Here is a 20051-nt window from a genome sequence, read left to right on the forward strand (position 1 = left end):
TTGCCAAAAACAGTGTTACCCTCGTCACGACTATTTATCAGAGACAATGGGCTGATCAAATGTTACTGCGATTTACTAGTGCGCTGCAATTATTACATGGGTATGCATTGGGTGAATAACAAGCCTCGCGATTCTCGCAAAACTGTGACAGTTGTGTGACTGAGGTAGTAGAGGTCTGCCAACTTGCTTGTTACACTCGACGCAAAGCAAAGTGTCAGGTGAGGAATGAGAATGTACACCGCAGAAGAAAAAGCGCGCATTAAATGGGCATGTCGTCGTGGCATGTTAGAACTGGATGTCGTCATTATGCCGTTTTTTGAAGAGTGTTTTGATGCACTAACCGAAACAGAACAACGTGATTTTGTCTCATTGCTTGAATGCGATGATCCAGATTTATTCTCGTGGGTAATGGGACATGGTCGCAGTGAGAACCTAAGCCACGCGTCTATGGTCGATAAGATTGTTGCTCACAACCTCAGCAAAGTTCGTTAAGCTTTCGAGCCAACCTAGTAATTCTTCTCCACAGGTCAATACCAGTTTGTTGGTATTGACCTGTTGTTTTATTGCAGTCAGTTCACTGCCTCTTGTTGTTAGCGGCATCCTTATTGTTTGGTTGTTGCACTCCGGCTATCGTTTGGGACTGTTAGCGCCATCTTTAGTTGGCGAGCTAACCTTTTATCCGACAGGGAAGGTGATGGTGAATGGTCACACTCGATATTTAAAAAAGAGGGTGTTGATCTTTTCTGATCTGTTGCTTTTGATTCGTTTGGATCGCCGGTGGTTTCTGTTATGGCGAGACAGTGTCGACCCCGACAGTTATTGGCGTTTGCTACTGCTATTAAAAAAGGAGCCATAGGCTCCTTTTTAGCGATATTAGCTCAGTCTATTTATGACTTAAGCTTTTCCGGCACTAAGATGGTTGGACCGCTGTTTTCCGCGAGCTCTGGATAATCGAGCGTGTAGTGTAGACCGCGGCTTTCTTTACGCTCCATCGCGCAGCGCACCATCAGCTCAGCCACTTGCAGCAAGTTACGTAGCTCGAGCAAGTTGTTCGAAACGCGGAAGTTGCTGTAGTACTCGTGGGTTTCTTGTTGCAGCATTTGGATACGGCGCAGTGCACGTTCAAGACGTTTGTTGGTACGCACAATGCCCATGTAATCCCACATAAACAGACGCAGTTCATGCCAGTTATGCTGGATGATAACTTCTTCGTCGCTGTTGCTAACTTGGCTTTCATCCCAACAAGGTAATGCTGGTGGCATATCAACCGCTTGATATTTATTGATGATATCGCTGGCTGCCGAAGCGGCGTAAACCACACATTCAAGCAGTGAGTTTGATGCCATGCGGTTTGCACCGTGTAGACCGGTGTAGCTCACCTCGCCAATCGCGTAGAGGTTTTGCAAATCAGTGCTACCTGACTTATCAACCATAACCCCACCGCAAGTGTAGTGAGCCGCTGGTACGATAGGGATCGGCTCTTTGGTCATATCAATGCCCAAATCCATCAAGCGGGTGTAGATGGTCGGGAAGTGCTTTTCAATAAATTCGGCAGGCTTATGACTGATGTCTAAGTACATGCAGTCCGCACCCAGACGCTTCATTTCAAAGTCGATGGCACGCGCAACTACATCACGTGGTGCAAGTTCAGCACGCTCGTCGAAATCAGGCATAAAGCGTGAGCCATCAGGACGACGCAGGAATGCTCCTTCACCACGCAGTGCTTCAGTTAAAAGGAAGTTACGCGCTTCTGGGTGGAACAAGCACGTTGGGTGGAATTGGTTAAACTCAAGGTTGGCGACACGACAGCCTGCACGCCACGCCATCGCGATACCATCACCCGATGAAACATCTGGGTTAGAGGTGTATTGGTACACTTTAGACGCACCACCTGTCGCCAGTACGACAAACTTGCTGCGTACGGTTTCAACGTGTTCTTGGTTGCGGTTCCAAATGTAAGCGCCAACGACTTTCTTATTATCGCCACCGATTTTATCTTCAGTGATCAGATCCAGTGCGTTGTGACGCTCTAATACCGTAATGTTAGGGTGATTATGAACATTGTCTTGCAGTGATGTCTGCATCGCCATGCCTGTTGCATCGGCAGCATGCAGAATACGGCGATGGCTATGACCACCTTCGCGCGTTAAGTGGTAGCGAGGTTTCTCATCACTGTCATTTTCTACACGGTCAAAGGGTACACCACCATCGATCAGCCATTGCACGCACTCTTTGGCGTTCTCTGCGATAAACTTAACCGTTTCTTCTTCACAGATGCCGCCACCGGCAATTAACGTATCCTCTACGTGTGAGTCGATACTGTCTGATTCGTCAAAAACGGCTGCGATACCGCCTTGAGCGTAGTAGGTTGCACCTTCACTGCGTGGTCCTTTACTTAACACAATGACTTTGCCGTGCTCGGCAACACGCAACGCTAACGATAGACCGGCAGCACCACTACCTATCACTAACACATCACACTGATGTTCACGGTTTGCGTTCATAAAAGTTTTAAAATCCTGAGTTATCGTAGAGTGGTCTCACTCTACCGAAGTCGATCGGTAACAATAATAACACTCCATACACCGTAATTGTGTTTTATTGTCATTGCTTTTCGCTCACATCGTCCTCACAATCTAGCAAAAGACGGCGTTGACTTATCACTTCCTAAAGAAAAATGAAATTTGTTTGAACTTTCAATATTTCACTTGGTCACAATAGTGCTCAAGTAAGCAGTGGTGTCAATACTACATTTTGCATAATTAATATCCACACCTTGCGAGGTATGGGTTTAAAACGATAGGAGTACCCGCTCGAATGAACGAGCAACTGACCGATCAAGTATTAATTGAGCGAGTTCAGAACGGAGATAAGCAAGCATTCAATTTATTAGTTTTGCGCTATCAAAACAAAGTCTGCAATCTTATTTCTCGTTACGTGAGTAATCCAGGCGATGTTCCTGACGTAGCGCAAGAAGCATTTATTAAAGCTTATCGAGCAATACCTAGTTTTCGTGGCGAGAGCGCATTTTATACTTGGTTGTATCGTATCGCTGTTAATACTGCGAAAAATCACATCGTGGCACAAAGCCGTCGGCCGCCTGCTCAAGATGTGGACACTGAAGAAGCTGAATATTACGAAAATGGCAGTGCATTAAAAGAAATATCGAACCCTGAGAACTTAACGTTGTCCAAGGAATTGAAACAGGTAGTTTTCAGTGCGATAGAAGCACTACCCGATGATTTAAAGACTGCGATGACTCTGCGCGAGCTGGATGGCTTGAGTTATGAAGAGATCGCCGCGGTGATGGATTGCCCAGTAGGAACGGTACGTTCGCGTATCTTCCGTGCACGAGAAGCGGTGGAGAAAAAAATCCAACCACTTCTGCAACGCTAGTAGCAACTTTAATGGTGAAAATAATGGCTGACAAAGAGAAACTTTCAGCACTCATGGATGGAGAGTTGGTCGATAAGGCTTTCATTGCAGAGCTTGAAAACGATCAACAAGGCTTAGATGCTTGGAAGAACTATCACTTAATTGGCGATGTTCTTCGTGGCGAAGCACCGGCAAAGCCTGAGTGGAATCTTGCTGAAAGCGTTGCTTTAGCGCTAGAAAATGAGCCTGCTCATACGCCGTACAACACGGACAAAGTCACTAACATCGACGATGCACGTATTGAAGAGCAGCCAAAACCTCGCTCAGCAGTGCTGCATTTGCCAAACTGGTTGACACAATTTGGTCAAGTCGGCATCGCGGCATGTGTTTCATTAGCAGTGATTTTAGGCGTGCAGCAGTATGGTGAGAATCCAAGTGCTGAAGTTGACCAATTGCCAGTGCTGCAAACTGTACCGTTTGCTGGCAGTGCCGAGCCGGTAAGTTTAACCCGTGAAAGTGTTGAACCTGCTGCGAAAAGCGATCTGAATGTACAAGAACAGCGTCGCCGCATTAACGCGATGCTGCAAGATTATGAGCTACAACTACGCCTGCATAGCGGCAGTTCAGTAGAGCATAATGACGACCTAGATACGGTAGTTGAATGAAAAAAATCCTGATCAGTGCGCTGACACTGTTCAGTTTGACTTCTCCAATGGCCTTTGCAGACGACAAGCCTGCAGAGGCTTTGTTGCATCAAATGAACGAAGCCAGTCAGCAACTCAATTTTGAACTGTCTTATATCCTGATTAAGAAAAACAGTATTGAACCTCTGCTTTATCGTCATGCACGAGATGAAGAGGAGCAATTTGCCCATCTTGTTTACCTGAGCGGTCCGATTCGTGAAGTGATCCGCCGCGGTGATGAGGTGAGTTATATCGAGCCTGGCGTTGAGCCGTTTACCATCGAGTCGGGAGATATGGTGGCACCAACCATCCCGATGTTGAATTCTGATGTCACGGAACTGAGCCAGTTTTATGACTTTATTAAAGTAGGTCGTGCACGGGAAGCGGGCGCCGCTTGTCAGGTGATCCGTGTGGTACCAAAAGATGGTTTACGTTACAGCTACATCATGTGGGTGGACGAAAAAACCAAACTGCCACTGCGCGCCGATCTTATCGACCGCGATGGTGAAGTGCTCGAGCAATACCGTACCATCTCCTACAACGTCAATGATCAGCTTGCGACCATGTTAAGTGGTTTAAAAGAGGTCAAACTGCCGCAAGTGATTTCGTTGCCAAAAGGCGAAGTGAAAGACTCGTTTTGGACTGTGGGCTGGATCCCAAATGGTTTTGAAGCCAAAGATCTCAATCGCTATCGCATGGCGGTGACCGATCGTATGGTTGAAAGCCAAATGTACAGCGACGGTCTGTTTAGTTTCTCTATCTATATTTCTCAGCGCGATGATCATTCCTTGAAAGGTCAGATCGTCCGTCAAGGTCGCCGCACTCTGCATACCTTTGTGCGCGGTAACGCTGAGATTTCCGTGGTGGGTGATATTCCACCGGCAACGGCAAAGCGCATCGCACAATCTGTGAAGATCACTTCGCCACAAGAGAAGTAAGCTTATGATGACCGCATTGGCAACTGTTTCGGCAGTGAACCAAAAATCATCAGGGTATGATGTAGAGCTAAGTTGCGAGCAGCAGACCAGCTGCTCGAGCTGCTCATCACAAAAGAGTTGTGGAACCGGTATAGTATCGAAAGCCGTGGGGAACAAAGTGCTACGTTGGCACCTGTTTACCCAGCAAGTACTCAAAGTTGGTCAAGTCGTTGAAATTGGTATGGCGGAAAAAAGCCTACTCCAATCGGCGGCCATCGTTTATCTCACGCCTTTGTTTGCCTTGATCTTTGGCGCAGCATTTGCGCACATGGTGATAGCACCTATGTTGGGGCTGGGTGAAGGTGCGGTGATCTTACTCTCCGCCCTGTTTGTAGCTGGGGGAATTGCCCTAGCGAAACACCTTGCCGCGCGCATAGAGCGACAATCATCGCAACAAGTCATATTATTAAGAGTATTGGGAGAACCTATCCAATGAAATACCCAAGTGACTTGGGGATCAAAATTGGATAGAATCTGCCAACTTGATTGAAATGCCGTCAAACGACGGCTTTCTTATGTCCTATTTTACAGAGTTTAGTCACCCCAAATCATGAAGCACATTCGTAACTTTTCGATTATCGCCCACATCGACCATGGTAAGTCGACCCTATCTGACCGTCTGATCCAAGTTTGTGGTGGTCTAACCGATCGCGAAATGGCAGAGCAAGTTCTTGACTCAATGGATCTTGAACGTGAGCGTGGTATCACCATTAAATCTCAGAGTGTGACTCTAAACTACTCAGCAAAAGATGGTGAAACTTACCAGCTTAACTTCATCGACACTCCAGGACACGTAGACTTCGCATACGAAGTTTCTCGTTCACTGGCAGCGTGTGAAGGTGCACTATTGGTGGTTGACGCGGGTCAGGGCGTAGAAGCGCAAACACTGGCTAACTGTTACACCGCAATTGAAATGGATCTAGAGGTTGTGCCAATCCTAAACAAGATTGACCTTCCAGCAGCTGATCCTGAGCGCGTAGCAGAAGAAATTGAAGATATCGTTGGTATCGACGCTGTTGATGCAACGCGTTGTAGTGCAAAAACCGGTCTAGGTGTTGACGATGTTCTAGAAACTATCGTTGCTAAGATCCCTGCGCCAGAAGGCGATGCGGATGCACCTCTACAAGCACTAATCATCGACTCTTGGTTCGACAACTACCTAGGCGTAGTGTCTTTAGTACGTATCAAAAACGGCGTACTGAAGAAGAACGACAAGATCAAAGTAATGAGTACGGGTCAAACTTGGGGTGTAGACCGTCTAGGTATCTTCACACCAAAACAAGTAGACACTGACGTACTTCGCACTGGTGAAGTAGGCTGGGTTGTTTGTGGTATCAAAGACATCCTAGGCGCACCAGTAGGTGATACGCTAACGTTAGCGAAAAACGGCAGCGAAACACCACTACCAGGTTTTAAGAAAGTAAAACCTCAGGTATACGCAGGTCTATTCCCAGTATCATCTGACGATTACGAAAACTTCCGTGATGCACTAGGCAAATTGAGCCTAAACGACGCATCGCTATTCTACGAGCCAGAAAACTCGGCAGCACTAGGCTTTGGTTTCCGTTGTGGTTTCCTTGGCATGCTGCACATGGAAATTATCCAAGAGCGTCTAGAGCGTGAATACGATCTTGATCTGATCACCACGGCGCCTACCGTAGTTTACGAAGTTGAAAAAACTGACGGCGAAGTTTTCTACGTAGATAGCCCAGCGAAACTGCCAGCGGTGAACGATATTGAAGAGATCCGTGAGCCAATCGCACGTTGTAATATCCTAGTGCCTGCTGACTACCTAGGTAACGTAATCACACTATGTGTTGAGAAACGTGGTATTCAGGTAGACATGGTTTACCACGGTAACCAAGTTGCGGTGACTTACGACATTCCAATGGCGGAAGTGGTACTAGACTTCTTCGACCGCTTGAAGTCAACTTCTCGTGGTTATGCATCACTGGATTACAACTTCCAACGTTTTGAAGCATCGAACATGGTACGTGTAGACGTACTGCTAAACGGTGACAAAGTGGATGCACTGGCATTGATCACTCACAAAGATCAATCGCAAACACGTGGTCGTCAATTGGTTGAGAAGATGAAAGAGTTCATCCCTCGCCAAATGTTTGATATCGCAATTCAAGCGGCAATTGGTAACCACATCATTGCACGCTCTACCGTGAAACAGTTACGTAAGAACGTACTGGCGAAATGTTACGGTGGTGACGTGAGCCGTAAGAAGAAACTGTTGAAGAAACAGAAAGAAGGTAAGAAACGTATGAAGCAGATCGGTAACGTAGAACTGCCTCAAGAAGCGTTCCTAGCGATTCTTCATGTTGGTAAAGATTAATAAATTGGGCATTTGCTCAGCATAATAATCAAAGTAAGTGAAAGGGTTTCGGCTCTTTCACTTTCGCGTTTTTGAAAGTAAGGGAAGTCAATGGCGAATACTTTTTCACTTATCCTCGTGCTGGTTACTTTAGTGACTGGTGTGGTTTGGGCGCTTGAGAAGCTCGTGTTTGCGAAAAAACGTCAGCTAAGGCTAGCTGAAGTGGAAGCTCAAACCAATGAGTTGGATGCGGCGACCATTGAGAAAGTCAAAGCTCAACCTTGGTGGATAGAAAATAGCGTTTCGATCTTCCCTGTTATTGCTGCGGTATTGGTGCTGCGCTCATTTATTTATGAGCCGTTTCAAATTCCATCAGGTTCAATGATGCCGACCCTACTTGTGGGCGATTTCATCTTGGTGGAGAAGTACGCTTACGGTCTAAAAGATCCGGTATGGCGCACGCAACTGGTTGAAACAGGCAAGCCAGAACGTGGTGATATTGTGGTATTTAAATACCCACCACAGCCAAGCATTGACTACATCAAACGTGTGGTTGGCTTACCAGGTGACATTGTTCGCTATAGCCAAGATAAGCAAGTTTGTATTCAAAAACCGGGTGAGAACAGCTGTAAACCAGTTAAACTGTTCAATGTTGAAGAGAGCCCATTTGTACAAAATGGCGTGCCTATGATGCAGATGAGCGAACAACTGGGTCAGCAAGAACACCAAATTCTCGTCAATCCGCTACGTCGCGACCGTATTGAGGCATATCAACCTCGTCCGGGTGTCAATGAGTGGGTTGTGCCAAAAGGTCAGTACTTTGTTATGGGTGATAACCGTGACAACAGTGCCGACAGTCGCTACTGGGGCTTTGTTCCAGAAGCTAACTTAGTGGGTAAAGCCGTCGGTATCTGGATTAGCTTTGAATTTGAGCGCAGTGACGACAGCATTCTACCGACTTGGATTCCTACAGGTGTGCGTTTCAACCGCATTGGTGGGATTAACTAAATCTTGTTGAATTTGACGCTGCAATCGGGTGACTTGTTCTCTTATTGCAGCGGCAATGATCATTGAGATTACTGAATTGATTAATGAGAGAGTATGAATTCTCAAATCGCAATACTAGAGAAAAAGCTTGGTTACAGCTTTAAGCAAGCTGAGCTTATCAATCTAGCACTGACTCACCGCAGTGCTAATGGTAAACACAATGAACGTCTTGAGTTTCTGGGCGATTCAATTTTAAGTTTTGTTATTGCTGATGATCTCTATCACCGTTTTCCTAAGGTAAACGAAGGTGATATGAGCCGTATGCGTGCAACGCTTGTGCGTGGTAACACATTGGCTGAACTGGGGCGTGAATTTGTCCTAGGAGATTACTTAAAATTAGGTCCAGGTGAGTTGAAGAGTGGCGGTTTCCGTCGTGACTCAATTCTTGCCGATGCTGTTGAAGCCATCATTGGCGCTATCTATCTAGATAGCGACATTGAAACGGTACGTGGCATTGTGCTTAGCTGGTACCAAACTCGCCTAGATGCAATTAAGCCTGGTGTATCGCAGAAAGACCCGAAAACTCGTCTTCAAGAGTTCTTACAAGGTCGCAGAAAACCGCTGCCTGTCTACACAGTGACTAATATTAAAGGTGAGGCACACAACCAAGAGTTTACTGTGTCGTGTGAAGTTGCAGGTATTGGATCGCCTGTAATTGGTAAAGGTACCAGTCGTCGCAAGGCAGAACAGGCGGCTGCGGAAACGGCATTAGAGCAATTGACCAATGGCTGATTCAGATAACAACGAATTTGATATCGATGCATACTTTGCGTCGGGTACAGAGCAAGTAACAAGCTCACCAGAAAACCAACACTGTGGCTTTGTCGCGATTGTTGGTCGTCCTAACGTAGGTAAATCAACGCTACTGAACCGTATTTTGGGTCAGAAGATTTCGATAACTTCACGTAAGCCTCAAACCACACGTCACCGTATTATGGGCGTGGATACCGAAGGCGATTACCAAGCGATCTACGTGGATACCCCAGGGTTACACATCGAAGAAAAACGTGCGATTAACCGTTTGATGAACCGCGCGGCAAGCTCATCGCTGAGTGATGTAAACCTCGTGTTCTTCTTAGTGGATGGTACACACTGGACTAACGACGATGAAATGGTGTTGAACAAACTGCGCAACGCAAATTTCCCGGTTGTTTTGTGTGTCAACAAAGTCGACGTGGTCGCTGACCGTAACGACGTTATGCTGCACATGATGGACATGTCGAAGAAGATGGACTTCGTGGACGTGGTGCCAATCTCAGCAAAACAGGGTAAGAACATCGATGTACTGCGTAAGCACGTACGTGATCACCTACCAAAAGCGGTACATCACTTCCCAGAAGAGTATGTGACTGACCGTTCTCAGCGCTTTATGGCGTCGGAGATTGTACGTGAAAAGTTGATGCGCTTTACTGGTGAAGAGCTGCCTTACTCAGTGACGGTTGAAATCGAACGTTTCGACTACAACCCAGAAACAGACGGTTTCCACATCAACGCGCTGATCTTAGTTGAGCGTAGTGGTCAGAAGAAGATGGTGATCGGTAAAGGTGGCGAGAAAATCAAAACCATCGGTCGCGAAGCTCGTCTTGATATGGAAGAGTTGTTCGGTCGCAAGGTTTACCTAGAAACTTGGGTGAAAGTGAAATCGGGCTGGGCTGACGATGAGCGTGCTCTGCGTTCTCTAGGCTATATCGACGATTTATAATAGAGTGAAGCACGAGTGCTTCGCTCCGAATTGAAACGAAAGGAGCCGTAAGGCTCCTTTTTGTTATCTGATATTTATTGCTACTTAATTTAGGCACCTATGTCCTCAGAAGGTTTACAGCGTTGTTTTGTGTTGCATCGTCGCCCTTACAGTGAGTCGAGTTTAATTCTCGATGTCTTTAGTGAGGAGTACGGTCGCGTCACCATTATGTCCAAAGGTGCGCGCAGTAAGCGCTCAAACCTTAAAGGGGCACTGCAACCCTTTACGCCATTGCTCTTGAAATGGTCGGGTAATGGCTCGATGAAAACCTTGCGTCAAGCGGAACCGATTAGTTTAGGCTTACCTCTTACAGGCATTAATCTCTACTCAGCGATGTACGTCAATGAGTTGATTGGGCGCGTATTAATGGCGGAAGTGCCCATGCCAGGGTTATTTCATGACTACCTTCATGCGCTCACAGAACTGGCTCAAGCGGAGAATCCTGAGCCAGCACTAAGACGCTTTGAACTCGCCCTTTTGGCGGCAATGGGCTATGGTGTCGATTTTTTGCACTGCGCAGGCAGCGGAGAACCGATAGATCCGACAATGACTTATCGGTATCGTGATCAGAAAGGGTTTATTGCATCGGTCAGGCTTGATAACCTCACGTTCAAAGGTGATGAACTGATCGCGATAAGCGAACGTAGATTTATAACCAAGCAACAATTACAAGCCGCAAAGCGCTTTACTCGTATCGCGTTGAAACCTTACCTCGGCGGCAAACCTTTAAAAAGCAGGGAGCTATTTATTTCAATGGTTCCCCGAGCACGGAGTATTAGAACATGAGCTCAATTTACCTAGGTGTTAACATCGACCACATCGCTACGCTACGTAATGCACGCGGAACTAAGTACCCAGATCCTGTGCATGCGGCTGAAATTGCTGAGCGTGCTGGTGCCGATGGTATTACAGTGCACCTACGTGAAGACCGTCGCCACATTAAAGATCGTGATGTACGCATCCTACGTGAAACCCTACAAACACGTATGAACCTAGAGATGGCAGTGACTGATGAAATGGTTGCAATCGCCCTTGAAACTCAACCAGAGTACGTGTGTCTAGTGCCAGAAAAGCGCGAAGAGCTCACCACTGAAGGCGGTTTGGATGTAGTTGGTCACTTTGACAAAGTGAAAGCTGCGACGGAAAAACTGACGGAAGCGGGCATTAAAGTGTCACTGTTTATCGATGCTGACCGTGCACAGATTGATGCAGCAAAAGCGTGTGGCGCGCCATTTATTGAATTGCATACTGGTCACTATGCTGATGCAGAAACGGAAGCTGAGCAACAAGCAGAGCTGAAAAAAATTGCAGCAGGTGCGAGCTATGCAGCAGGTCTTGGCATTACGGTTAACGCAGGTCACGGTTTGACTTACCACAACGTGCAGGCAATTGCGGCGATCCCTGAGTTTTACGAGCTAAATATCGGTCACTCAATCATTGGTCGTGCGGCGTTTGATGGTCTTGAAAAAGCGGTGCGCGATATGAAAGCGCTAATGGTAGAAGCGCGTAAGTAAGCGATGGCAATTGTAGGCTTAGGCACCGACATCGCAGAGATTGAGCGCGTGGAAAAAGCCCTCGCTCGAACTGGAGTCGCATTCGCGGAGCGTATTCTTACTGCTACAGAGATGGCGCGCTTTGCCCAAATAAAGCAGCAAGGGCGTTTTTTGGCTAAGCGATTCGCCGCTAAAGAAGCCGCCTCTAAAGCGCTGGGCACGGGGATTGCCATGGGGGTGACTTTCCATGATTTTACTATTGCCAATGATGAGCTGGGTAAGCCTTACCTGACGCTGAGCAATAAGGCGCTTGAGTTGGCAACTAAGATGCAGGTGAATTATATTCATCTCTCAATCTCGGATGAGCGCCAGTATGCGGTAGCGACTGTGATATACGAGAGCTAGCCTAACAGACCGTCCATTGATAGCAAAAGAGCGCGATATTCGCGCTCTTTTTTATGCCTACATTTTGCCACTGACGCTTAGGCTTGCTGCTCTAAATAAGGCTGCGCACTGGCGCTGACCTTTTCCATTTCATCTTGCAATTCAAACAGCTCAGGCTCGATATCTTCAATGCTTTGTCCGGAACGCAGCGCTTTCTCGATGGTCGCGCACACTTTCTTCAATCGTGGCACACCGGAGTAGGAACAGCTGCCATGCAGTTTATGCACGTGATGGATAAGTTGTTCGATATCGAATTCAGGCTCTTCAAGCGCCTGTTCCACGATGTCACTGACTTCAGGAATGTATTCAATCAGCATTTTCAGCATATCGCGTGCGAGATCTTCTTTGTTGGCTGCCTGCTTAAGGGCTAACTGCCAATCAATGATCATATTGCTGTGCTCGGCATTATTGTTATGCGTTTGCACAATCGGCTCACCTTGCGCAGGCAGGTTGAGTTTTTCTAGCTCATTAGCCTTAGTGTGCGGGTTCCAGTGCATCAATACTTGTTGTAGCACATGCTCTTCAATTGGCTTAGTCAGATAGTCATCCATACCGGCTTTAAGTAGGCGATCGCGCTCGCCACTCATGGCATGTGCCGTTACTGCGATCACCGGTGTTTTGGCATTGAATGAAGTGTTTTTGATCTTACTGCACGCCGTTACCCCGTCCATCTGAGGCATTTGAATATCCATCAAAATGACATCAAAGTGGCGTTGCTGGGCTTGGCGCAACGCATCCTGACCGTTGGTACAAGAGATAACGGTCTCTACGCGCTCTTCTAGTAGCGCGCTGATCAGTTTTAAGTTAGCTGGGTTATCGTCGACCGCCATTACCGTCAGTGGCAGTCTTTCGCTGTATACCACTTCTTGCTTGATCTCAGGCAAGCTCTCTTGGTTTGCCGCGAGTGTTTGCAACAGTTTCTTATGCGATAGCGGCTTAGTAATACAGTGGATTTGGTATTTTTGGATCAGGTGATCCGACAGCGCCAGCATAGTACTTGGCGTACCGACCACCACGTGCGGCGCACATTTCAGTGCTCTTTCCACTAGCGCTTCCACTTTCGCCACTTCGTTAGAGCGATTTGGAGCCAAGTTAAGTAGCACATAGTCAAACTTCTCGACCTCATCAGGCATTGAGGAGCGATAGGTGACCACTAAACCATATTGCACCAGCATTTGGCGCGTAATTGAGGCCGCTTGCATGTTCGGTTCGACCAGTAGCAGTGAACGTTGGTTGAGCACTTCCGCTTCAATCAGATCGCTCATTGGCATATCGGCAGCATGCAGACGTAGGCTAAACCAGAAGGTTGAACCTTGGTGCAGGCGGCTGGTGAGGCTGATTTCACCACCCATCTGGCTGACCAGTTTTTGCGTGATAACCAAACCAAGCCCAGTACCACCATAGCGACGTGAGATACTCGCATCAGCTTGGCTAAAGGCTTGGAAAAGCTGCGCTTGTTGACGCTCAGAGATACCGATACCGGTATCGCGCACCATAAATTGCAGCTCTATCACATCATCTTTTTGAGAGCGCAGCTCGACGCTGATGTCGATGTTGCCGCGCTCGGTAAACTTAATCGAGTTACCTACTAGGTTAGTCAGAACTTGCTGGATACGCAGAGGATCGCCGACCACGCCTTTTGGCACTTTCGGGTCAATCTTAAGGGTAATTTCCAAGCCTTTTTCATGGGCGCTGGTGGCTTGTAGGCTAACCACTTCTTCTAAGGCGTCTTGGAATTCAAATGGAATATTTTCCAGAGCCAGTTTACCTGCTTCGAGTTTCGAGAAATCGAGGATGTCATTGATGATGGTCAGCAGGTTATTGGCGGATTTTTCGATGGTTTGTAGGTAATCCGCTTGGCTATTGGTCAGCTTGGTTTTGAGCATCTGACGAGTAAAGCCAATCACACCGTTAAGCGGGGTGCGTAATTCGTGTGACATATTGGCTAAGAATTCAGATTTTACCCGCGCCGCTTCTTGCGCCCGTTTTTTGGCGATATCTAGCTCAACGTTCTGGATTTCAAGCTGCTCAAGGGTTTCACGCAAATCGGAAGTCGCTTGGTCGATACTGTGCTGCATTTCGACATGGTATTCCGACAGCGATACCGCCATGGCGTTGATACCATTTTTAAGCTGATCCAGTTCACCATGCATCTTACCTTCAATACGCACATCGAGATGACCACGACGAATACGGTCGACCATGTTTTTCATATGGCGAATTGGGCGCGTCACATCGTGCATTAAACGAAAGGCAAAGAAAGCCGATAGACCTAGACCGGTTAATAGCACAAGGAAAGAGGCAAACACTTCTTGATACTGCTGTAAGCGCAGCGAGGAGAGATCGAGTTCAATCGAGATATAGCCCAATGCAGGATTGTTCTGTTTACCTCGAGGGCTAGATAAAATACCTGACTCGCTGATGATGGGCGCTCTTAACACTAGAGTGTTTTCTTGCAGGTTGGAAGTCACCAACAAAGGGATCGGCTCGTTGCGCGGAAAGGTGAGCGACTCAAAACTTGGATGAAAGTTTGAGGTTACAAACAGTTCGTGGTTGTAATCAAATACCGCGATACTGCGAACAAACTTGGAATTCTTGCGGTGCGCATAACTGATAATTCGGCGCACTGATTCACGGCTATTATTTTTCAGACCTTCTTCACTGGCAATGGCTAAGGGCTCAATAATACTCAGACCAGAATTAATAACCTGCCTTTCCAGATCGTGGTAGCGGTTAAAAGAGAAAATCGCGCTCAAAAGTAAGCCAATGATGAGGGTTGGCGCTAGAGTAAGAGTAATAACGCGGGCGCGTAAGCCATATCTGGTCATTATTGTCTAAACATCGTGGTGTGGATATGGGAAAATAAGCACAGTTTGGTTCATTTCCTTAACAATTGTAGGTTATGAGCTAAACTCGCCGTCAAAACGATAAGCATAATCAACCCAAGCGGCACAAACAATGACTCAGACGTGAAAAGGTGACGTCTGAGTAACAAATCAAGTTAATCACTACAGGCACAGAGCATGGCGCGTTTTTTCCAACCAAAGAAGAAAACTCAAATAGATACTAAACATCAATTAGTGACGGTGGAAAAACTCGATCACCAAGGTGTCGGCATTGCTTATCAATCCGGTAAGCCGATGTTTATCGAAGGCGCTTTGCCAAGTGAACAAGTAGTGGTGCAACTGACCGAGTCTAAGAGCAAGTTTGCCCGTGCGAATTTGATTAAAGTGCAAAGCGGCAGTGATGAGCGCGTCAAAGCGTTTTGCCCACACTACCATGAGTGTGGCGGCTGTAATCTGCAGCACCTTGAAGAGTCTGCGCAGCTTAAATACAAGCAGCAAGCGCTGTCGGGTTTGATGCGTAAATTTGCGGGTCAAAGCTTAGAGCTTAGCCAACCAATTACTGGCGATAGCTTGGGTTATCGTCGCCGCGCGCGCATTAGCGTAATGCTGGATAAGAAAACGCGCAAACTGCAGTTTGGTTTTCGTCGTAAGCAGAGCAAACAGATTGTCACAGTCACTAATTGCCCTGTGTTGGATAACGATCTTAATGCAATGCTGCCAGCGCTGTATCAACTGCTGCAAGGCTTTAGCCGACAAGAGTCGATTGGTCATGTTGAGTTGGTCAAAGGTGACAACACTAACGTGATTGTGCTGCGCCACTTAAAGCCGTTGACCAACAAAGAGCAGCAGCAACTAGAAAGCTTTGCTTCGCAGCACAACGCTGCGCTCTATTTGATGCCGCAAGCTGAACAGTTGGATTTGGTGATGGGTGAGGAAGCGCACTACCTTGAAGCTGGGGTGACGATTCCATTTGCGCCGAATAACTTTATTCAAGTTAACCAAGTGGTGAACCAGAAAATGGTGGCGCAGGCGTTGGCATGGCTGGAACTTGATAAACAAGACCATGTGCTCGATCTATTCTGTGGCTTAGGTAACTTCAGTCTGCCGATGGCAAAGCAGGTTAAATCGGTGATTGGCGTGGAAGGCGTCGATGCCATGGTGGCAAAAGCGACACAGAATGCCCAATTGAACCAGATCAATAATGTGTCGTTTTATCAGGCAAATTTGGAAGAAGATATGTCATCTCAGCCGTGGGCGAGTGAAAAATTTGATAAGATACTGCTCGATCCAGCTCGAGCTGGTGCAAGTGGTATAGTAGACCAATTAGCCGGTCTTGGTGCTCGCCGAGTAGTGTACGTTTCATGTAACCCTGCTACTCTGGCTAGAGACAGCCAAAGCTTGCTAGAACAAGGCTACCAGTTGGAGAAACTGGGTATGCTAGATATGTTCCCTCACACGGGACACCTTGAGTCAATGGCATTATTTGTCATGCGCTAGGTAAAAAAGTTGAACTAACAATAGGTCAAACGGCCTATAAGACATGGTTAGTCGGTTAATAAAAATAACAACTAGGACGAAAAAAGATGGTTGCGGTAAGAAGCGCGCATTTAAATCAAGATGAACAGTTTGAACTAGACAAGTGGATTACTAGTTTAAAGCAGGACCAACAAACTGCTCAGCGCTTAACACAAGTTTATCATCAGTGTGAACAATACCTTCAAGGTAACGAGAACGCTCCACTGCTGCTATGGCGTGGTCGAGAAATGATTGAGATCTTGATTACGCTATCGATGGATAAACCAACGCTGATCGCGGCGTTGTTATTCCCATTGGTATCCAGTGGCGCGTTGCAGCGAGAGAAACTTGAAGAAGATTTCAGTAACGAGATCATCAAGCTGATTGATGGTGTCGAAGAGATGGCAGCACTAGGTCAATTGAACGTGACTCTAGAGGGTAGTGCTGCGTCTGCTCAAGTCGATAACGTGCGCCGTATGCTGCTAGCGATGGTGGATGACTTCCGTTGCGTGGTCATCAAGCTGGCTGAACGTATCTGTAACCTTATCGAGGTGAAAAAAGCACCAGACGAGGTGCGCCGAGCGGTGGCAAAAGAGTGTGCCAACATCTATGCACCGCTTGCCAACCGTCTTGGTATTGGTCAGCTTAAGTGGGAAATCGAAGATTACGCTTTCCGCTACCAGCAGCCAGAAACCTACAAGCAAATTGCGAAACAGCTTTCCGAACGTCGTATCGTTCGTGAGCAGTACATCAAAGATTTCGTTGACGACCTCGTATCAGAAATGAAAACCTCAAGCATTAACGCAGAGGTGAGCGGTCGTCCAAAACACATCTACAGTATTTGGCGCAAAATGCAGAAGAAAGGCTTGGAGTTTGACGAGCTTTTCGATGTGCGTGCCGTGCGTATCATCGCGGACAAACTGCAAGATTGTTATGCCGCGCTTGGCGTAGTACACACCAAATACAAGCATCTACCGAACGAGTTTGATGACTACGTTGCCAACCCTAAACCTAATGGTTACCAATCGATTCACACGGTTGTCTTAGGACCTGAAGGTAAAACCATCGAAATTCAGATCCGCACCAAAGACATGCATGAAGATTCTGAGTTAGGGGTCGCAGCACACTGGAAGTACAAAGAAGGTGGCAGTGGTCGCAGTGGTTATGATGAGAAAATTACTTGGCTGCGCAAGCTACTTGATTGGCAAGAAGAGATGTCTGATTCAGGTGAAATGCTTGATGAAGTTCGTAGCCAAGTCTTCGATGACCGCGTGTATGCCTTTACCCCGCGCGGCGATGTAGTCGATTTGCCAATGGGTGCAACGCCACTCGATTTTGCTTACCACATCCACTCGATGGTGGGACACCGCTGTATCGGTGCCAAGGTTGGTGGTCGTATTGTGCCGTTTACCCACAAACTGCAAATGGGCGATCAAGTTGAAATCATCACCCAGAAAGAGCCAAACCCATCGCGTGACTGGTTAAATCCATCAACCGGGTTTGTTACGTCAGGGCGTGCACGTGCCAAGATTAACGCTTGGTTCCGTAAACAAAGCCGTGAGAAAAACCTTGAAGCAGGTCGTGAGATCTTAGAGCAAGAGCTGGCGAAAATCGGTGCAACGCTCAAAGACGCAGAGCAGTATGCGCTCAAGCGTTTCAACATGAATACCTCTGATGAGCTGTTCGTTGGAGTCGGTAGTGGTGACTTGCGTATTAACCAAATCATCAACCACATCAACGCGCTGGTTAACAAGCCAACCGCGGAAGAAGAAGATCAGCAAGCACTAGAGAAACTGCGTGAAGCGGAAAACCGACCGTCGACTCCAACTCGTCCAAACAAAGATGCCGTTGTAGTCGAAGGGGTGGATAACCTGATGACGCACCTAGCACGTTGCTGTCAGCCAATTCCGGGCGATGAGATCAAAGGTTACATCACCCAAGGTCGCGGTATCTCAGTGCACCGCGCAGACTGTGAACAGCTTGATGATCTGCGTCATCACGCGCCAGAGCGTATCATTGATACCGTCTGGGGCGCAGGTTTTGCCGGTACCTACATGCTGACACTGCGAGTCGAGGCAATGGAGCGTAGTGGTTTGCTTAAAGAGATCACCACTCTGTTTGCCAACGAGAAAGTGAAAGTGAACAGCATGAAGAGCCGCGTTGATTACCGTAACCAATTGTCGATCCTAGATTTTGATTTAGAGGTCAGCAATATTGAGGTGGTGAATCGTTTGATTAGTCGGGTTGAGCAGATTAAAGATGTGATGCTGGTGAAGCGCCTCGGCTAAATTTTTCGTCGTATTTGGCTGTATCTCGTTGTTGTCTGCGTTGATTTCGCTCCATCACATAGTGGACTATGCTCAGGAGTCGAAATCAACTTGCCGCCTAGAGCTAACAGCCAACTACTTAGAAAAATAGACATTTAGGCTAAGCTCTGATGGTTGCAGGGAATATCTCCATCACATAGTGGGCTATGTTCAGGAGCATATTTTTACTGGCTGCCTAGCTACGACGCCAAATCTATAGCGAAAAAGTTGTAGTGTGAGAGCTAAGAGTCAACTACTTAGAAAAATGGATAGTTAGAGTAAGCGCGCGAGCCCCTGTATTGTCATTCCCTACAGTGAGGAACGAACGTGATAGGGAATCTCGCTTTTAAAAAAACATGCGGCTACGACTTAACGTTACGCGATAGAAATAATTCAAGGTGAGTGGTTTGTGCTGCTCACCTTTTTGTTTATTAGCTGCTCGTACAACCGACGAGCAGAGGAGAAGAATCATGAGTCATCCAATTGAACAGTTAGAACAGATCATGGCGACGCTGCGTGACCCGCAGAAGGGCTGTCCGTGGGATCGTAAGCAGACGTTTGACACTATTGTGCCGCACACGCTGGAAGAGACCTATGAAGTGGTTGATGCGATTCACAACCAAGACTGGTCGAATCTAAAAGAAGAGTTGGGCGACTTATTGTTCCAAGTTATCTTCTACAGCCAGCTAGCAAAAGAGCAGGGATTGTTTGATTTTTCTGCGGTGGTTGAGACGGTGAATGAAAAGCTAACACGTCGCCATCCGCATGTATTTTCCGATGTTGAGTTTGAATCCGATGAAGCAATCAATGCCAACTGGGAAGTGGAGAAAGCAAAAGAAAAGGCTGAGGCAGGCAAATCAGAGCAAAGTATTCTAGACTCAATACCAAACTCTCTACCTGCTTTATTACGTGCTACAAAGATACAGAAGAAGTGTGCCCGTTTTGGTTTTGATTGGGACTCATTGGGACCTGTGGTCGACAAGGTGCGTGAAGAGCTGGATGAGGTGCTTGAAGAGTCGATGCTTGCTGACAGCAAACAGGAGAATATTGAGCTGGAATTAGGCGATTTAATGTTCGCTGTGGTCAATTTAGCTCGACATTTGGATACCAACCCAGAGGTGGCGTTAGCGAAAGCAAACCTAAAATTTGCTCGCCGTTTTGCCGGGGTGGAAGAAAAAGTTTATCAAGACGGAAAAAATTTATCGGACTGTAGCTTAGATGAACTTGAGCAATATTGGCAAAAAATTAAGCAAGAAGAACGGGGTATCGCGCTGTAATTAGGCTTATTTGGGATAAAATTG

17 protein-coding genes are annotated in these 20051 nt (G+C 47.0%); 15 read left to right on the forward strand and 2 right to left on the reverse strand.

What is annotated here, in order from left to right:
* The first annotated feature begins 231 nt into the window (after positions 1–231).
* Positions 232–492: an FAD assembly factor SdhE gene (locus tag DPF93_RS10335; protein WP_114766103.1), complete on the forward strand. Its 261-nt coding sequence runs from the start codon at positions 232–234 to the stop codon at positions 490–492.
* Between the two features lie 395 nt (positions 493–887).
* On the opposite strand, the gene nadB is transcribed toward DPF93_RS10335, so the two are convergent.
* Positions 888–2504, reverse strand: a complete 1617-nt coding sequence (nadB, locus tag DPF93_RS10340) for an L-aspartate oxidase (RefSeq protein ID WP_075649683.1) — start codon at positions 2502–2504, stop codon at positions 888–890.
* A 313-nt stretch (positions 2505–2817) separates the two neighbouring features.
* Between nadB and rpoE the strand changes: the two genes are divergently transcribed.
* From rpoE to acpS, 11 genes are all read left to right on the forward strand, one after another.
* Positions 2818–3396, forward strand: a complete 579-nt coding sequence (rpoE, locus tag DPF93_RS10345) for an RNA polymerase sigma factor RpoE (protein WP_114766104.1) — start codon at positions 2818–2820, stop codon at positions 3394–3396.
* 23 nt (positions 3397–3419) lie between these two features.
* On the forward strand, positions 3420–4040 hold the full coding sequence (locus tag DPF93_RS10350; protein WP_114766105.1) for a sigma-E factor negative regulatory protein: 621 nt from the start codon (positions 3420–3422) through the stop codon (positions 4038–4040).
* Complete coding sequence (gene rseB, locus DPF93_RS10355; protein WP_114766106.1) at positions 4037–4996, forward strand: sigma-E factor regulatory protein RseB; 960 nt, start codon at positions 4037–4039, stop codon at positions 4994–4996. Before DPF93_RS10350 ends, rseB begins: the two co-directional genes overlap by 4 nt.
* 4 nt (positions 4997–5000) lie before the next feature.
* Complete coding sequence (locus DPF93_RS10360) at positions 5001–5471, forward strand: SoxR reducing system RseC family protein (protein ID WP_114766107.1); 471 nt, start codon at positions 5001–5003, stop codon at positions 5469–5471.
* Positions 5472–5585: 114 nt separating this feature from the next.
* A complete protein-coding gene (gene lepA / locus DPF93_RS10365; RefSeq protein WP_114766108.1) occupies positions 5586–7379 on the forward strand; it encodes a translation elongation factor 4 in 1794 nt (597 codons plus the stop codon).
* Between the two features lie 90 nt (positions 7380–7469).
* Positions 7470–8366 (forward strand): signal peptidase I, encoded by an 897-nt coding sequence (lepB, locus tag DPF93_RS10370; RefSeq protein ID WP_075649689.1) that lies wholly within the window; start codon positions 7470–7472, stop codon positions 8364–8366.
* A 93-nt stretch (positions 8367–8459) separates the two neighbouring features.
* Positions 8460–9137, forward strand: a complete 678-nt coding sequence (gene rnc / locus DPF93_RS10375; RefSeq protein ID WP_075649690.1) for a ribonuclease III — start codon at positions 8460–8462, stop codon at positions 9135–9137.
* Entirely contained in the window at positions 9130–10107 is a 978-nt protein-coding gene (gene era / locus DPF93_RS10380) for a GTPase Era (RefSeq protein WP_114766109.1), read from the forward strand. The genes rnc and era overlap by 8 nt, the downstream gene beginning before the upstream one ends.
* A 99-nt stretch (positions 10108–10206) precedes the next feature.
* Positions 10207–10932: a DNA repair protein RecO gene (gene recO / locus DPF93_RS10385; protein ID WP_075649692.1), complete on the forward strand. Its 726-nt coding sequence runs from the start codon at positions 10207–10209 to the stop codon at positions 10930–10932.
* A complete protein-coding gene (pdxJ, locus tag DPF93_RS10390) occupies positions 10929–11660 on the forward strand; it encodes a pyridoxine 5'-phosphate synthase (RefSeq protein WP_075649693.1) in 732 nt (243 codons plus the stop codon). Before recO ends, pdxJ begins: the two co-directional genes overlap by 4 nt.
* Positions 11661–11663: 3 nt before the next feature.
* Entirely contained in the window at positions 11664–12044 is a 381-nt protein-coding gene (acpS, locus tag DPF93_RS10395) for a holo-ACP synthase (protein ID WP_114766110.1), read from the forward strand.
* Positions 12045–12121: 77 nt separating this feature from the next.
* Here acpS and barA read toward each other — a convergent pair whose 3' ends face one another.
* The gene (gene barA, locus DPF93_RS10400; RefSeq protein ID WP_114766111.1) at positions 12122–14911 is read right to left on the reverse strand and encodes a two-component sensor histidine kinase BarA; all 2790 of its coding nucleotides are present in this window, start codon (positions 14909–14911) and stop codon (positions 12122–12124) included.
* A 195-nt stretch (positions 14912–15106) separates the two neighbouring features.
* Between barA and rlmD the strand changes: the two genes are divergently transcribed.
* The 3 genes from rlmD to mazG all read left to right on the forward strand — a co-directional run bounded on the left by rlmD (position 15107) and on the right by mazG (position 20027).
* Positions 15107–16426 carry a 23S rRNA (uracil(1939)-C(5))-methyltransferase RlmD gene (rlmD, locus tag DPF93_RS10405; RefSeq protein WP_114766112.1) on the forward strand — a complete coding sequence of 440 codons (1320 nt, stop codon included), beginning with the start codon at positions 15107–15109 and terminating at the stop codon, positions 16424–16426.
* An 86-nt stretch (positions 16427–16512) separates the two neighbouring features.
* Positions 16513–18732: a GTP diphosphokinase gene (gene relA, locus DPF93_RS10410; RefSeq protein ID WP_114766113.1), complete on the forward strand. Its 2220-nt coding sequence runs from the start codon at positions 16513–16515 to the stop codon at positions 18730–18732.
* A gap of 488 nt (positions 18733–19220) precedes the next feature.
* The gene (gene mazG, locus DPF93_RS10415; RefSeq protein WP_114766114.1) at positions 19221–20027 is read left to right on the forward strand and encodes a nucleoside triphosphate pyrophosphohydrolase; all 807 of its coding nucleotides are present in this window, start codon (positions 19221–19223) and stop codon (positions 20025–20027) included.
* Positions 20028–20051: the final 24 nt, after the last annotated feature.

The sequence above is a fragment of the Vibrio rhodolitus genome (assembly GCF_003350325.1).
GTDB classification, from domain to species: Bacteria; Pseudomonadota; Gammaproteobacteria; order Enterobacterales; family Vibrionaceae; genus Vibrio; species Vibrio rhodolitus.

Coding starts and splice junctions, on each gene's coding strand:
- recO (WP_075649692.1), top strand. CDS start 10,207: ATGTCCTCAGAAGGTTTACAGCGTTGTTTTGTGTTGCATCGTCGCCCT.
- rpoE (WP_114766104.1), top strand. CDS start 2,818: ATGAACGAGCAACTGACCGATCAAGTATTAATTGAGCGAGTTCAGAAC.
- rseB (WP_114766106.1), top strand. CDS start 4,037: ATGAAAAAAATCCTGATCAGTGCGCTGACACTGTTCAGTTTGACTTCT.
- era (WP_114766109.1), top strand. CDS start 9,130: ATGGCTGATTCAGATAACAACGAATTTGATATCGATGCATACTTTGCG.
- DPF93_RS10360 (WP_114766107.1), top strand. CDS start 5,001: ATGATGACCGCATTGGCAACTGTTTCGGCAGTGAACCAAAAATCATCA.
- DPF93_RS10350 (WP_114766105.1), top strand. CDS start 3,420: ATGGCTGACAAAGAGAAACTTTCAGCACTCATGGATGGAGAGTTGGTC.
- barA (WP_114766111.1), bottom strand. CDS start 14,911: ATGACCAGATATGGCTTACGCGCCCGCGTTATTACTCTTACTCTAGCG.
- nadB (WP_075649683.1), bottom strand. CDS start 2,504: ATGAACGCAAACCGTGAACATCAGTGTGATGTGTTAGTGATAGGTAGT.
- DPF93_RS10335 (WP_114766103.1), top strand. CDS start 232: ATGTACACCGCAGAAGAAAAAGCGCGCATTAAATGGGCATGTCGTCGT.
- relA (WP_114766113.1), top strand. CDS start 16,513: ATGGTTGCGGTAAGAAGCGCGCATTTAAATCAAGATGAACAGTTTGAA.
- pdxJ (WP_075649693.1), top strand. CDS start 10,929: ATGAGCTCAATTTACCTAGGTGTTAACATCGACCACATCGCTACGCTA.
- rnc (WP_075649690.1), top strand. CDS start 8,460: ATGAATTCTCAAATCGCAATACTAGAGAAAAAGCTTGGTTACAGCTTT.
- acpS (WP_114766110.1), top strand. CDS start 11,664: ATGGCAATTGTAGGCTTAGGCACCGACATCGCAGAGATTGAGCGCGTG.
- lepA (WP_114766108.1), top strand. CDS start 5,586: ATGAAGCACATTCGTAACTTTTCGATTATCGCCCACATCGACCATGGT.
- rlmD (WP_114766112.1), top strand. CDS start 15,107: ATGGCGCGTTTTTTCCAACCAAAGAAGAAAACTCAAATAGATACTAAA.
- mazG (WP_114766114.1), top strand. CDS start 19,221: ATGAGTCATCCAATTGAACAGTTAGAACAGATCATGGCGACGCTGCGT.
- lepB (WP_075649689.1), top strand. CDS start 7,470: ATGGCGAATACTTTTTCACTTATCCTCGTGCTGGTTACTTTAGTGACT.